Origin of the sequence: Trichocoleus sp. FACHB-90 (assembly GCF_014695505.1) — a bacterium.
Classification (GTDB): Bacteria; Cyanobacteriota; Cyanobacteriia; order Cyanobacteriales; family FACHB-T130; genus Funiculus; species Funiculus sociatus.
In genome coordinates, this window is sequence record NZ_JACJOK010000062.1 from 1 (window position 1) to 13,288 (window position 13,288).

General features: G+C 45.0%; 15 protein-coding genes, 1 tRNA gene and 1 pseudogene. 10 read left to right on the forward strand and 7 right to left on the reverse strand.

Annotated elements, in window-relative coordinates:
* Nucleotides 1-456 precede the first annotated feature (456 nt).
* The 3 genes from H6F74_RS29665 to H6F74_RS18725 all read left to right on the forward strand — a co-directional run bounded on the left by H6F74_RS29665 (nt 457) and on the right by H6F74_RS18725 (nt 3,759).
* A complete protein-coding gene (locus H6F74_RS29665) occupies nt 457-1,317 on the forward strand; it encodes a peptidoglycan-binding protein (RefSeq protein ID WP_190443715.1) in 861 nt (286 codons plus the stop codon).
* 70 nt (nt 1,318-1,387) lie between these two features.
* Nucleotides 1,388-2,341 carry a peptidoglycan-binding protein gene (locus tag H6F74_RS18720; RefSeq protein ID WP_190443716.1) on the forward strand — a complete coding sequence of 318 codons (954 nt, stop codon included), beginning with the start codon at nt 1,388-1,390 and terminating at the stop codon, nt 2,339-2,341.
* A gap of 257 nt (nt 2,342-2,598) precedes the next feature.
* A complete protein-coding gene (locus H6F74_RS18725) occupies nt 2,599-3,759 on the forward strand; it encodes a peptidoglycan-binding protein (RefSeq protein ID WP_190443717.1) in 1,161 nt (386 codons plus the stop codon).
* 80 nt (nt 3,760-3,839) lie between these two features.
* On the opposite strand, the gene H6F74_RS18730 is transcribed toward H6F74_RS18725, so the two are convergent.
* The 4 genes from H6F74_RS18730 to lipA all read right to left on the reverse strand — a co-directional run bounded on the left by H6F74_RS18730 (nt 3,840) and on the right by lipA (nt 8,214).
* Nucleotides 3,840-4,295 carry a transcriptional repressor gene (locus tag H6F74_RS18730; RefSeq protein WP_190426608.1) on the reverse strand — a complete coding sequence of 152 codons (456 nt, stop codon included), beginning with the start codon at nt 4,293-4,295 and terminating at the stop codon, nt 3,840-3,842.
* 280 nt (nt 4,296-4,575) lie between these two features.
* Nucleotides 4,576-5,847 carry an RNA polymerase sigma factor SigC gene (gene sigC, locus H6F74_RS18735; RefSeq protein WP_190443718.1) on the reverse strand — a complete coding sequence of 424 codons (1,272 nt, stop codon included), beginning with the start codon at nt 5,845-5,847 and terminating at the stop codon, nt 4,576-4,578.
* A 465-nt stretch (nt 5,848-6,312) separates the two neighbouring features.
* Nucleotides 6,313-7,254, reverse strand: coding sequence for an NAD(P)H-dependent glycerol-3-phosphate dehydrogenase (locus tag H6F74_RS18740; protein WP_347269529.1), 942 nt, complete (start codon nt 7,252-7,254; stop codon nt 6,313-6,315).
* Nucleotides 7,255-7,335: 81 nt separating this feature from the next.
* Nucleotides 7,336-8,214: a lipoyl synthase gene (gene lipA, locus H6F74_RS18745; protein WP_190443719.1), complete on the reverse strand. Its 879-nt coding sequence runs from the start codon at nt 8,212-8,214 to the stop codon at nt 7,336-7,338.
* Nucleotides 8,215-8,350: 136 nt separating this feature from the next.
* Here lipA and H6F74_RS18750 point away from each other — a divergent pair.
* Nucleotides 8,351-8,424: transfer RNA gene (locus tag H6F74_RS18750), tRNA-Pro, on the forward strand.
* A 4-nt stretch (nt 8,425-8,428) separates the two neighbouring features.
* Here H6F74_RS18750 and H6F74_RS18755 read toward each other — a convergent pair.
* Entirely contained in the window at nt 8,429-8,671 is a 243-nt protein-coding gene (locus H6F74_RS18755) for a hypothetical protein (RefSeq protein WP_190443720.1), read from the reverse strand.
* Between the two features lie 316 nt (nt 8,672-8,987).
* On the opposite strand from H6F74_RS18755, the gene H6F74_RS18760 reads away from it, so the two are divergent.
* The 6 genes from H6F74_RS18760 (at nt 8,988) to H6F74_RS18785 (ending at nt 12,155) form a co-directional block, all read left to right on the forward strand.
* Nucleotides 8,988-9,254, forward strand: coding sequence for a type II toxin-antitoxin system ParD family antitoxin (locus H6F74_RS18760; protein ID WP_190443721.1), 267 nt, complete (start codon nt 8,988-8,990; stop codon nt 9,252-9,254).
* A complete protein-coding gene (locus tag H6F74_RS18765; protein ID WP_190443722.1) occupies nt 9,251-9,556 on the forward strand; it encodes a type II toxin-antitoxin system RelE/ParE family toxin in 306 nt (101 codons plus the stop codon). Before H6F74_RS18760 ends, H6F74_RS18765 begins: the two co-directional genes overlap by 4 nt.
* A gap of 309 nt (nt 9,557-9,865) precedes the next feature.
* The gene (tnpA, locus tag H6F74_RS18770; RefSeq protein ID WP_190443723.1) at nt 9,866-10,285 is read left to right on the forward strand and encodes an IS200/IS605 family transposase; all 420 of its coding nucleotides are present in this window, start codon (nt 9,866-9,868) and stop codon (nt 10,283-10,285) included.
* Nucleotides 10,286-10,438: 153 nt separating this feature from the next.
* The gene (locus H6F74_RS18775) at nt 10,439-10,699 is read left to right on the forward strand and encodes a hypothetical protein (RefSeq protein ID WP_190443724.1); all 261 of its coding nucleotides are present in this window, start codon (nt 10,439-10,441) and stop codon (nt 10,697-10,699) included.
* 183 nt (nt 10,700-10,882) lie between these two features.
* Entirely contained in the window at nt 10,883-11,296 is a 414-nt protein-coding gene (locus tag H6F74_RS18780; RefSeq protein WP_190443725.1) for a hypothetical protein, read from the forward strand.
* A gap of 184 nt (nt 11,297-11,480) precedes the next feature.
* Entirely contained in the window at nt 11,481-12,155 is a 675-nt protein-coding gene (locus H6F74_RS18785; protein WP_190443726.1) for a hypothetical protein, read from the forward strand.
* 166 nt (nt 12,156-12,321) lie between these two features.
* Here the strand turns inward: H6F74_RS18785 and H6F74_RS18790 are convergent, their stop codons facing one another.
* Both H6F74_RS18790 and H6F74_RS18795 read right to left on the reverse strand, forming a co-directional pair.
* Nucleotides 12,322-12,891 (reverse strand): Uma2 family endonuclease, encoded by a 570-nt coding sequence (locus H6F74_RS18790; protein WP_190443727.1) that lies wholly within the window; start codon nt 12,889-12,891, stop codon nt 12,322-12,324.
* A gap of 97 nt (nt 12,892-12,988) precedes the next feature.
* Nucleotides 12,989-13,168, reverse strand: a pseudogene (locus tag H6F74_RS18795) (nitrite reductase (NAD(P)H) small subunit); the annotation flags it as partial.
* Between the last annotated feature and the right edge of the window lie 120 nt (nt 13,169-13,288).

Below are 13,288 nucleotides of genomic sequence, written 5' to 3' on the forward strand. Positions count from 1 at the left end.
TGCCGTTTTTGACGACGTGAGTTGACTGACAAACGGGGCAAGTTGGTTGGGAATCAGACATAGAGCTTCTGATGGAACTGTATTTCTCCTATCCTTACATCTTTAGGACTACCAAAACTTTAACAAGGAACTGGCATCTGCTGTTATAGCAGGCTTGAGGGAAGAGAAACTTCATTTATTTGCCCCTAACTCAAGGTCAATATTCCCTGGTAGTTAGGGTAATTACTGCTTTACCAGTGCTGCTTTCCTTAGTTTTTGATTCCAAGGGTTTAGTTTAAATGGGTGTGAATGGACAGATTTTATCCAAAATAACACCGTCAATTATCATTTTTAATGAACTCTCCCTGAAGTAAGTAACCATAAACCCTTAAATTGTCGTAAAATAAGCCGAAAACAGCAGCTAAAACATCTATAAGGTGGATTAGCGGCTATTGGTTTTGGTTTTGCAGGACAATAATGGAAACCCTTGCATATCTTCATCTGGCAGTAGCCTACGAGGAAACTACAGACGCTGGTACTCCGCCTGTCCTGAAGAAGTTGAAACTTTTTGAGGGACTAAACTGGCATAAGCTTTCCAGCAAAGCGAGTATCTATATGCTGTCGCTGGCGATGCTAGCTATCCTAAGCGCGATCGCCAGCGCTAGCGCCATGCAAATAGAGGACAGGGGTGCAGAAGTGACGGCGCTGCAAAATAACCTGATGGCAGCAAAATACTATAAAGGGCCTATAACTGGATATTATGGCAAGTTAACCCAAGCTGCCGTAAAGCGGTTTCAGGCAGCTAATGGCTTAGCCGCTGACGGCATAGCGGGTACGCAAACTCTAGCGGCGCTGAAGCGTCACATTGAGGGGGGCAAAAAGAACAAAACCAAGCAATCGGAAGGCTTGAGTGTCAGCGTGCGCGGACTGCGAATAGGCGATCGCGGCTCCGAAGTCATAGAAGCTCAGCAAAGGTTGAAAGCTGCCGGGTTCTACAAAGGCCCTATCGATGGGAAATATGGCGGGCAAACGGCCCGGGCTGTGAAGCGTTTTCAGGTAGAAAGAGGTTTACGTGTTGACGGCATTGTTGGGAAGGAAACCTGGTTTGCAGCCGGATACCTTGGAAGTTCAAATTCTCCCTACTTGGTGGTAGTCATCCCTGAAAGTGCCGAGACGCTTTTACAAGTGCGCCAATACGTGTCTAGTGCGTATCCAAAGGATTCGAGGCAGGATGCAGATATTTATGCAGGGACATTTCCCAACCCGTCTAGCGCCGAAGGCCAAGCCGAAATGCTGCGATCGCGTGGGTTGCAAGCAAGGGTTGTTTACTTACCGTAGCAACTCTTAGGAATAGCTATTTGATGAATTTTTTCGGCTAGACTGGCGAGATAAATATACTGCAATAACCGTGGAAACCCTAGCATATCTTCATATTTCCTTAGCCTACGAGACACCCAAGGAAGTCAGTTTTTCTCCTATCTGGAACAACCAGAAACTTTTTGCCGGACTGAATTGGAAAAAGCTTTCTAGCACAGCGAGTATTCAGTTTCTATCGCTTGCTGTTTCCTTGGTGGTGTTGGGGATGGCTTCGGATGCGTTGGCACAGAGGGTGCTTCAGCAAGGAAGTAGAGATCCGGAGGTGGCAGAGGTTCAAAGACGTTTGCAAGATTTGAACTACTTCAGGGGATCTATCACTGGCTTTTTTGGTTCGCAGACCAGAGCCGCTGTAATCGAATTCCAGCGAAATAATGGACTGGCACCGGATGGCGAGGTTGGTTCGGAAACCAGGGCAGCATTATTTAACGTTAGGCGGCCCCAGAGCCAACAATACAATTTTGACTTTGGAAATGACGTATTGCCAGGTTTCAGAGACGATTTTTCTAATCTTGATAGAGGATTAGATACTAACAACCTTGGTGAAAGAGACGTATTTCCAGAAGGCGATCGCGCTTTTAATCAGCGGGTTCAGCTACGGTTGAGACAGTTGCGTTACAACCCTGGCCCCATCGATGGAATTATTGGTCCACAAACCAGGCAGGCGATCAGGGAGTTTCAAAGAGATAGGGATATATTCGCTGACGGTCGTCTCGATCGGGAAACCCTGGAGGAATTGGGAGTCCGTGGTGCTGTTGCTAGAAATCGTCCCCTTTCTTATGTAGTGATCGTACCAGGAAGCGAAGACGAACTGGATGACGTGCGTCAGTGTTTGCGTTTGCGTGCTGGTTCTGTGAATTTTAGGACAGATTCGAGATTAGGGAATTACGTTCAAACAGGCGCATTTCCTGACTACAACAAGGCTGAAAGTCAGTCCGAGTTTTTGCGCTCCTGTGGACTTGATGCACGGGTAGTCTATCGCCAATAGCCAAAATATGATATAGTTACTAGCCTATTAATCAATCAGCTAGACTGGCGGTAAAAAATATAAGATGCCAGAAAACTAAGGCTTCCTATTTGAATGCAAGAATATCTTCAACCGAAGCACTGCTGAAAGGCAATATGCGCTTATACAATCTTATCGGCTGAATGCAGTGAAAGAGTCCCGCTGATAGTTACTATAAGTGTGGCTATTTGTTGAAATTGACCTGCTAAACTTGCTATCAAAAGAAGCCCTAGATAATTATGGAAACTCTTGCCTATATCCATCTTGCTCTTGCCTACGAGGAACCCGTCAACATCGAGCAAGTTTCTGCCCTCAATAGCCAGAAGTTTTTTCAGGGACTGGAATGCAAAAAGCTTTCCAGCACGGCGAGTATGTATATGCTATCCCTGGCAGTTAGCTTAAGCTATTTGGGAATGGCATCGGTGGCGTTGGCAACGCTTCAGCCTGGGGACAGTGGTTCAGAGGTAGTTACCCTCCAGCAACGTTTGCAGCAGCTAGGCTACTTCAGGGCAAATGCCACTGGCAATTTTGGCCCCTTGACCACAGAGGCGGTGATCCAATTTCAAAAAGCTAAAGGACTAGCACCAGATGGCATTGTAGGGCCGCAAACTGAGGCAGCTTTAAGCATTCAAAGGAGGAGCAACCAAACACAGGCAAGTAACCGTCCGCAGGTGAGCAACCGTCTGCTAGTTAACCGTCCGCAGGTGAACCGTCAACGGGTCACTCGTCCGCAAGTGAGCATCCCTCCGCAGGTGAGCAACCGTCGCCGTGGCGCTTTGCAGGAAGGGGACAAGGGTGCAGAGGTAGCCGCCCTCCAGCAGCAGTTGCAAAAACGGGGTTACTTAAAGGCAAATGCCACTGGTTATTATGGTCCGTTAACTAAAGCAGCCGTTACCCAATTTCAGAAAGTGGCGGGAATGCCTGTTGATGGCGTTGCAGGTACAGACACTCAGGCGGCTTTACTGGGTGTGGGAAATGGAGAGTTTCGGACTCCGGCAAAACCAGCCGTTGTTTCTACCGGCCCATTCGTGCAATTCGGTCAAACCAGCCAACAGGTAGCAGCCGTCCAGCGACAGTTGCGACAGATGGAATACTATCAAGGTCGGTTAACTGGCTACTTCGACCAAGAAACTAAAGATGCTGTGACCAAGTTTCAGCAAGAACAACGCTTAACTGCTGATGGGGTTGTGGGGCCAAATACTTTAGCAGCATTACAGAAGGCAAGCGCAAAATCAAGCGATCGCTCTAGTATGCTGTCCTTGCAAAAGCGTTTGAAAGAAAACGGCTTTTATAACGGCCCGTTAAACGGTGTTTTCGATAAGCAAACCAAAGCAGCTGTCGAAGCGGCACAGCGTGACTATGGACTCAGTGCTGATGACATTGTGAAGGGACGCTTCTAACTTTGGCGATTAGCTTTTAAAGCTAATCGCTCGTTTAGCGGCTGTTTTCCCATCGCTGTCCTCCTACTGCCCGTATTTGCTTAAATTGGCAGTAACGCCCGTTGGCAAGACGGACAGACGGCGTGAATCGTCAGCTGACAGTCAAGCAGATGATACCCCTCTTTTTTGGCGGTTCGGGTGCCTGTTTTTAATATCGAGTCATTCTTGAATTCAATCGTCTTGTTACACCGAACACAGATCAAATGATGGTGGTGATGCGGGTAAGGTTGATTGAGTTCGTAATGTTTATGTCCTTCCGCCAGTTCTAGTTCGCGTAGAATGCCCAGCCGAGCCATTAACTTTAGAGTTCGGTAAATGGTGGATAGGCTGATATCCTCACTTTCGCTGTGCAGCAGCTCGTATAGGTCTTCCGCACTGAGATGCTGACCTCTGGGGAGATGTTGAAACACATTCAGGATAGTTTCCCGCTGGGGAGTTAAACGCCAGCCCCGCTCATTGAGTTCAGCCTTGAGGGAGGTTGCTGTGTAAAATGACATATTTACCTTCTCAAGAAAGTAGCCCTATTGAGAAGGATAGCGAATTGCCAGAATATTTGCAACAAAGTTATCTTATTGAGAATGATAATTAATAAGCAAAGCAGTCAAGAAGCAGGAAAGTATAGAAGGAAACCGGAAAAAGCAGAAGTAAAGAATTATGTCTTTTACATGATTGCCTTTTCACTTTTGACGAAACTACTTAAAAGGCAATCATGTAAAAGATAAAAGGTAAAAGGCAAAAGAAAGAATTCGATGATTGGCTTTTACCTTTTATGTTCTTTTACCCCAAAGATTCTAGATAATCTCGCACGCGGTTGCGGCGCTTGGGTTGCCGCAACTTTTGTAGGGCTTTGGCTTCAATTTGCCGGACTCGTTCCCTAGACAAATCCAAAGCGCGGCCAATTTCTGCCAAGGAATAAGGATGACCATCTCCCAAGCCAAACCGCATCTGAATCACATCTCTCTCTCTGCTGGTGAGATCGTCAAGCAAATTCTGCAAATCGCGGTGTAAAGCTTCTCGCATTAACACTTCTTCGGGAGATATGCTATCTGTTTCTAGCAAGTCGCCTAGTTCAGTGTCTTTCTCCTTACCAACTTTTATTTCTAAAGAGACAGAGCGGGGTACGCGCAGCAAAACTTCCCGCACCTGTTCGGCTGTCATGTCTAACTCATGACCGATATCTTCAATGGTGGCGGTGCGACCTTTTTCTTGAGAAATTTTTCGCTGAGCTTTCTTGATTTTGTTCAGCTTTTCGGTGATGTGAACTGGAAGGCGGATGGTGCGGCTTTGAGTAGCGATCGCGCGCGTAATCCCCTGACGAATCCACCAATAAGCATAGGTGCTAAACCGATAACCCTTTGTCGGATCGAACTTCTCTACCGCCCGTTCTAGTCCGAGAGTTCCTTCCTGAACTAAATCCAACAATTCCAAGCCGCGATTTTGATATTTTTTCGCCACCGACACGACCAAGCGCAAGTTAGCCTTGATCATGTGTTCTTTGGCGCGGATGCCAGTATTCTGAATCGCCTCTAGTTCCTCGACATTCAGAATAGCTATCTCTGCCCAGCGTCGCTTTCCTGCTGCCAAACTGGGCTTCAGGTTGCTTACTTCAATACCAGCTTCTGCCGCCCAGCGTTCCAAAGAAGGACGATGCCCTAGTTGAGAAGCCAGACGATCGTGAACATTAATCAGATGGACATAGGGTTTAATTACTTCATCACCCTTAGTCGCAGCGTCACTTCTCAACTCCAGCAAACGCATATGACGCTGGACTTTTTGAGCTTCCGAGACTTCTTCATCTCGCCCTAGTAAACGAACCCGACCAATTTCCTGAAGGTATAAGCGCACCAAATCGGTTGTACGACGACTGGCACTTGTCGAGGGGCGGGACTCGTCGAGTTGCTCATCAAGAGCGTCTATCATTTCGATCTCAGGCTCACTGAGATCGTCTACTGGTGGTCGATCGTCGTCGCCGTGACTTGACAGCCCAAAGCTGAAGTCAGGAGCGATCGCTTCAAATTCTGTCTCTGTATAGAAAGGGGTGGCTGGCATAGGGATCTCTCAATTGCGACCGGAATAATCTTTCAGTTAGTCACTACTTATTTAGGATTCCCATTCTCCAAGACGAAACTACTACTGCTTATTGTTCTTTTAATTACTTCTCGCACCCACCAACAGGGTTTCTATTTAACCCCGCTCCTCCGACACCTAGTAAACGCATCGCTATCAACTGCTGGCGCTGACACTAGGACAATGTGACTTCCAGAAACCCATCTCCAGGAGGATTCAGATTTCTATCTTTAGGAGCTAGTATAAGCAGCTATCAATCCCGAAGTAGTGACTTGGGTCAATACGCTAGGTTAATCTACATCACTAGCAAGAGCATTTCCTGAAGAATTACCTATTCTTAGAAAGAATATTGTTTGCACAAGTTCCCTGACTGGGGATTGGGGGCTGGGGATTGGGGATTGGGAAAAGACCCTTTTTCAATCCAAAATCCAAAATCCTTACATCGGATCACTCTGGCTTGCTGTCTCTAAGCATCAATGCCTCAACCGCCGAGAGCGGGGTAATTTCTCCTTGGAGCAAGCGGTAAACCTGGTAAGATATGGGAACAGAAATTCCTTCTGCGTTGGCTCTTTGAATCAAAACAGAGGTGGTGTTGACACCTTCAGCTGTCCCTTCCAAATCAGTTAGAACCTCTGAAAGTATTTTGCCTTGAGCCAAAGAATAACCAACCTGGTAATTGCGACTTAGACTGCTGTTGCAGGTGGCGAGTAAGTCCCCAAGTCCTGATAAACCATAAAACGTTTCAGTTTGTGCGCCCCAGTGGTTGCCGATGCGGATGATTTCGGTCAAGCCACGGGTTAATAAAGCGGCTTTGGCATTGGTTCCTAGTTGTAAACCGTCGCAGGTGCCAGCAGCGATCGCCATGACGTTTTTCAGCGTACCGCCCAGTTCGACTCCCAAAGGATCAGCATTGGTATAAACCCGAAAACTTGGGGAAGAGAATACCGCTTGCACCGACGAGGCAGCGATCGCATCCGTACTCGCAACCACGGTAGCTGCTGGCAACCCCTGTTGAATTTCTTTAGAAAGATTGGGGCCAGACAGAACAACGACGGGATTTGTGGGGAACGCCGCTTGCCAAATTTGCGAAGGTGTACTTGTGGTAGCTGGATCTAACCCTTTGGTTGCTGTTACGAAGATGGTATCTGGGGAGACAGGCAAAGATTTTACTTGCGCCACCACCGAGGCGACACCTTTCATCGAGATGGCTGATAAAACAATATGTGCGCCCTCTAGAACGTCCTCTAGTAGCACAGAACCCTGACGCGACCACAAACGCACGTCATAACCATTCTTAGACGCTAGAGATGCCAATGTTGTACCCCAGGCACCAGATCCCAGAATGACTATCGATTTTGGATTTTGAATGTTGGATTTTGGATTAATCACCGTTAGGGCGAAGCATTGCCAAGCAGAAATTTTAACTTAATCCCAGCCAATTATCAGCAGCAATACTTCGCCTCTAGAAATTTAAAATTTGCTTCGGGGATAGCGTTGCATCAATTCGCGCACCTGTTCAGCATGATAAGAGCTACGGGTGAGGGGAGAGGCGACGACTTGCAAAAATCCCACCGATTCTCCAAACTGTCTCCAAGCGTCAAACTGGGCTGGTGTCACGAAGCTATCAACTCTCAAATGCTTCTGAGTGGGTTGCAGATATTGTCCGATAGTCAAGATATCGCAGTCTACATCGCGCAAATCCTGCATAACTTGCCGAATTTCGGCATCAGTTTCTCCCAGTCCCACCATTAAGCCAGATTTAGTATAAACCCAAGGTGCAATCTGACGAGTTAGACGCAACAATTCGAGCGATCGCGCATAATTTCCTTGAGGACGCACCCGTCGATAAAGACTCGGAACTGTTTCTGTATTGTGATTCAGCACCTCTGGCGCAGCTTGCAGAATTTTCTCCAGCGCTTCCCAGTTACTACATAAGTCAGGAATCAGCACCTCAATTGTCGTCTTTGGCGAGGTGGCGCGAACCGCTTCAATGCAGCGAACAAACTGAGACGCACCACCATCTGGCAAATCATCCCGGTTCACCGAGGTAATCACCACATGATTCAATCGTAGTCGTCGCACAGCTTCCGCTAATCTTTCCGGTTCCGATGCGTCTAGCGGTTGCGGCTTCTTCTCAAAATCTATATCGCAGTAGGGACAAGCTCGCGTGCAGGCTGGCCCCATAATTAAGAAAGTTGCTGTCCCGGCGTTAAAACACTCCCCAATATTGGGACAAGATGCTTCTTCGCAAACTGTATTTAGCCCCAAATCCCGCAATATTTCTTTAACATTGCCCACGCGCTCCCACTGAGGCGCTTTCACCCGCAACCATTCTGGTTTAACTGCCACGACCCGCTTTTCCCACTGTAGTCATACAGAGTTAATAGTATCAAGCATTCTTACTGCTTGAGTTAATTTCCCTTGCTGTGGGTTGGTAAAAAGGGATTCCGCGTGATATCGTGGATTAAGATTGCCTTTATGGTAACGGGATGTGGCGCAGTTTGGTAGCGCACTTCGTTCGGGACGAAGGGGCCGCTGGTTCGAATCCAGTCATCCCGATTTTTCAACCTGATGTACGACCGATAATCCTCATTTGATGATCGGCAACGTTAGCCTGAGATTCTTTGAGTGAAGTATCAGGAATTTGTTCATCAACGTTGTCATAATCGTGGCTAGAGTCATTTGTATCTGCCTGATTATCAGCATAGTCGGCGCGTGAAGTATCAGGGCCAGCATCAGGGGTAAGAAAACCACTACCTGTGGTGTCAGCGCCTACTGCATCAACGTGCTTGGGTTGTGAAAACATTTTATTTTCTCCTTGGACACGGCACACATAAGAATGTGTAACTACAGAATTTTTTCTGTTAGTTATGTCACAAGTGTTGAAATTTTCTGAAAGATGTTCATCAGCCGAAAGTGGTAATCAAATTGAGAGCGATCGCGTTTTTGCAATCAATATCAGTAGAGTAGGGGTAATCGCAGGTATTGTCTAAAAGCCAGCCAGTAATTTTGGTACGGCTAGATAGAATTTTTTAGCTGTGGGTGGGAATACTAAATGAGGGATGCGAGCGAAGGTAAAATTCTGAAGTCTATAATGTAAAAAAACTGGAGATGCTGAAGCGATGAATATAACCCTAAAACCTGAAGAGGAACAGTTAATTCAAGAAAAGCTCAAAAGCGGTAAATATGAAACAGTTTATGAGGTAATTGTTGAAGCTTTACGACTTTTGGGAGAGCGAGATAAACACTATGAAAAGTGGGTGGAAGAAACTCGTGAAAAAGTAGCTGTTGGTCTTGAACAGCTTGACCGAGGGGAAGGAATTGATGGAGAAGTTGTTATTGCAAGACTGCGGGATAAGCTCAGTAAAGCTCGCGACAATCAAGAATGAGCCGTTACATCATATCCCCAGAAGCTACCCAGGACTTAGATGAGATTTCTGACTATTTCGCGAGTCGCAATATAGAGGCTGGAGAACGGTTTCTAAATGCTTTTGAGCAGAAGTGTCGGAAGTTAGTAAAGTTTCCCAAGATGGGTCGCGATTATGCTGAGATAGAACCTTCGTTACGAGGTCTTCCCGTGGACGGTTACATCATCCTTTATAGAGTAATTGAGGATGGAGTAGAGATTGTCAGGGTGGTAAGTGGATATCGTAGTTTGGAATCTTTGTTTTCGGAGTCAGATAATGATTGAGGCGATCGCCCTTTTCCAATCAATATCGCTGGAGTGGGGGCGATCCCATCTATTGTCTAAAAGCCAGCCAGTAATTTTGGTACGGCTAGATAGAATTTTTTAGCTGTAGGTGGGAAGAATAACTCAGGAGAGCGATTCGCTTACGCGATAGCTTCGCTTCACGCGCACCGTCTTTGTAGTTGGATTATGCGATCACGCTTTCTTCTCACCATTCTCTTTAACCCGTTTTAACGGGTTTTAGCTTTGAGCCGGAAATTTATTTCCCGGCTATATGCGCGATCGCCACTTCCAATCCGAACTTTTAAACTCATGTCATTTTGGCGCACCTACTACCATCTCATTTGGGCAACGGAATCTCGTCAATCTTTAATTACCCCAGAAAGAGAGTCTGAACTTTACGGTTATATTATCGGTAAAGCTGATGCAATGGGCTGCATTATTCATGCAATTGGTGGTATTGAAGATCATATTCATATTGTGGCTTCCATTCCACCAAAGTTATCAATTGCTGATTTCGTAAAGACCATCAAAGGAAGTAGCGCTTATCATTTGAATCACACTCCATTAGCTTGTGGTTTAGGGTTTAGCTGGCAACATGGATATGGAGTGTTTTCATTAGGAGGTAAGCAATTGGATGAAGCGAAGGCTTATGTGAATAATCAAAAACAACATCATTTGCAAGGAACAGTTATTCCGGCTTTGGAACGGGATGATGAGCCTGGAAGGTGAGCGTAGTGAGCGCAGAAATAAATTTCTGGCTCAAAGCTGAAACCCGTTAAAACGGGTTGGGGAAATCAAATCGGTTTGGGTGGGCGATCGCCTCTGGTGTTTAAATGTCAGCCAGTAATTTTGCTGTGGCTAGATGTAATTTTTTAGCTGTGGGTGCGAATACTAAATGAGGGATGCGATCGCTCTCCTGTTTCAAGTAGTGATCGCACTTTTGATGTGTCGGCTTGCCTCACCCACGACTCAAAGCTCTTGGCAGCATTAAGATTGCCTAAATGTAGTTTTAAAGGTAATGTATGCGATCGCGCTTCGCTGATGGTTGCTTGGCAAGAAGAGATCGCTCCTCAACGTCTTGAGTATGATCCTCTTGAGTATAGCCAACTCCTAGACACCTTTAGCGCCTTTGCACACTTTTAGCGTGAGCGCATTAAATTATGTATTGATATAACTTAAGTCTAAAAAAATCCACCGCAGTAATGCTTGCTTTGTTGCTGGTGGATCGATATCATAGCACTTAGTAAGTTAAATTAACCAACTGTAAGACATAAGCCTGTGTTACCGTTGACAGAGTATCTGTGGCTTAGTATGGGTTTGTAACTAATGGATATACAACTTCTGTTACCAATTGCCAGAGCAGCGGTACGTTTCTGTCTTGATCACGCAACAGTAGGTGCTATTGAGTCTCTTAGCGGTGACGCTGCTAAAAATATTCTAAACAAGCTTAGCAACCTTCTGAGCAATCGATTTTCAAATAGACCTGAGTTGAACCAGGCTGATTCAGAGTTTAAAGCTCAAATAATCGCTAACGAAGCATTGATAGATGCCGATTTTAGAAAACAGTTGAAAGAATTGGTTGCAGCACTTCAGCAAATAGAGAAGAGAATACCTAATATAAATCAAAGACCCAATACGTCTAGTATCAATCAGAATACGAATAATATGGGTACTATGGGAGATGTAGTTGGAGGCGATAAAGTAGGAGGAGACAAGTTTACGGGAGACAAATTTCATTGATGAAAGTGTTCATATCCATTTTAATCTGCCTGTATTGCTATTTCTGATATTAGTTTTGCCTGCTTGGTTTCTACTAGGAACGTTAATTAGGTTCGCGTTTCCTTTTAAATCTGCTATCTCACTAATAGCTTCTTCTTTTCGCGGGAAACTGGATCAAGAGGTTAAGTATCAATGGCATGAACTTTTGAAATCCAAGCTGTTAGCATCTGTAAAAAATAAGAAGGAAACAAAAAGGTTAAATGAACTAGAATCTAAACACTGGCTTCTTATAAAAATTTTTAAGTTACTTGCCGAGAAGCTTAGCGAGCCGGAACAGATTGATAAACTAATAGAAGAGCTAGAGAAACGAAGGAATATTATATTAGGAGAGCTAAAACCTCTTAAACGCAAATACTATCGTCAATTAGCTGAAGTTCAAAATTCGCTACAATCTGCTACGAAAAGTAAAACTGAAAAGATTGAGGAAATTATAGATGGTTTAATCACTGATTACACTAATTTAGCTCCTTCAGATCCAGTAATTCAATCTTTAATAGAAAGTCTAAACAAAGAATCGAAGAGGAATCCAAGCTTAAGGGTTCTGCGTGAACTTCGACAATTACTGGATTGGATATCGCACAAAACTATAGCTATTGACCAATCTTATGAGCAAACAATCATTAATTACAATCCACCGCAAGATTCAATCAGAGCGCGAAAAAATCGAGATAAATATCACTTTAAAAGAAATTGTAATCATTATCCTAAGGCAGAAAACCCTCAGGATGAAGCTAATATTATTAGGTTCTCAAATCCAAAAGCTGCGGAAGAAGCAGGGTTTAAACCATGTGAGATTTGTACTGGAAAAAAAGATTCTTAATAAGCTTATTATCAAAAAGCTTTCCACAGAGGAGTAATTACGACTAAAACTATATAAAAATAAAGATATTATGAATTGGTTGAAGAAGCATAACTAAGGTAAAAGTTTAGTGACGCTAATGTAATCGATATCAACTGCGATCGCCTTCCTCCTCCTCTACCCCTTCCTACACAAAAAACCGAGACACAACACAGGTAAAACCTGGCAAAAGAGAAGAATTAATTTCATCATTAGTTAACAGCGTTGCAACCAATTTCAGCGTCGCATTTTCGCGGCGGTAGACTTCAACTTGTTGCAAACGCCAATCAGCAATCCAATACTCTTGGACTCCCCGCGAGGCGTAGAGTTTGAGTTTAGCTTCTCTATCTCGGCGTTCATTCTCTGCACCAGGCGATAACACTTCCACCACTAATTCTGGTGCGCCTGTCAGATGTCCCGCTTCGTCTAACAAAACGGCTAATCGTTCATTGCTAGCCCAAACTACGTCTGGTATTACGTTGTCTGATTCGCTAAATAGCACACCCGGAGTGATGCTTGCTTGCCCTAAACTACTAGACACAGACCAATCATCAAGTTGTCCAAAAATTCTGCCACAGGCGCGTTGATGCTTCCAGTGGGGCGCTCTGGTCATGAATAGCTCTCCATCAATAATCTCATAGCGCGTGCCTTCGTTTTCAGGTAAGAGGTTTATGTCTGTAGTAGTCCAACGCACTCCATCAGTTACCGTAGACTGCATAGGAGAACTCCTTTTCATTAGTTGTATATATAGTATCGCTATTAAAAAACCCGGTTTCTCTCTTGAAACCGGGTTCTGTGGTGAAATGTAGCAGTAGTTACTTGCTAACGGCTATTTGCACGTTATCTTCAACCACTCTTACTGGAAAAGTAGGAATGCTCACGGTTTCGTCATCTAAACATTGTCCGGTGAGCAAGTTGAAGTTCTGCTTGTAAATTGGGGATGCAACTTTGGGGATGCCATTGCGATCGCCTACAATTCCCCGCGATAAAACAAAGGTTTTGCGGCTCTACCGAACATGGTATGTAAAATAAACTGAAATTAGCTGGCAAAATGCCAAGTCAGAAAACTTCTTAATTTGAAATTGTTGAAGTTTCTAAACCCATAACCTCTTCGT

Excerpts from the sequence above, each read along its gene's own strand:
- H6F74_RS29665 (WP_190443715.1), top strand. The coding sequence starts at position 457 with ATGGAAACCCTTGCATATCTTCATCTGGCAGTAGCCTACGAGGAAACT.
- H6F74_RS18725 (WP_190443717.1), top strand. The coding sequence starts at position 2,599 with ATGGAAACTCTTGCCTATATCCATCTTGCTCTTGCCTACGAGGAACCC.
- H6F74_RS18730 (WP_190426608.1), bottom strand. The coding sequence starts at position 4,295 with ATGTCATTTTACACAGCAACCTCCCTCAAGGCTGAACTCAATGAGCGG.
- sigC (WP_190443718.1), bottom strand. The coding sequence starts at position 5,847 with ATGCCAGCCACCCCTTTCTATACAGAGACAGAATTTGAAGCGATCGCT.
- H6F74_RS18755 (WP_190443720.1), bottom strand. The coding sequence starts at position 8,671 with ATGTTTTCACAACCCAAGCACGTTGATGCAGTAGGCGCTGACACCACA.
- H6F74_RS18760 (WP_190443721.1), top strand. The coding sequence starts at position 8,988 with ATGAATATAACCCTAAAACCTGAAGAGGAACAGTTAATTCAAGAAAAG.
- H6F74_RS18765 (WP_190443722.1), top strand. The coding sequence starts at position 9,251 with ATGAGCCGTTACATCATATCCCCAGAAGCTACCCAGGACTTAGATGAG.
- tnpA (WP_190443723.1), top strand. The coding sequence starts at position 9,866 with ATGTCATTTTGGCGCACCTACTACCATCTCATTTGGGCAACGGAATCT.
- H6F74_RS18780 (WP_190443725.1), top strand. The coding sequence starts at position 10,883 with ATGGATATACAACTTCTGTTACCAATTGCCAGAGCAGCGGTACGTTTC.
- H6F74_RS18790 (WP_190443727.1), bottom strand. The coding sequence starts at position 12,891 with ATGCAGTCTACGGTAACTGATGGAGTGCGTTGGACTACTACAGACATA.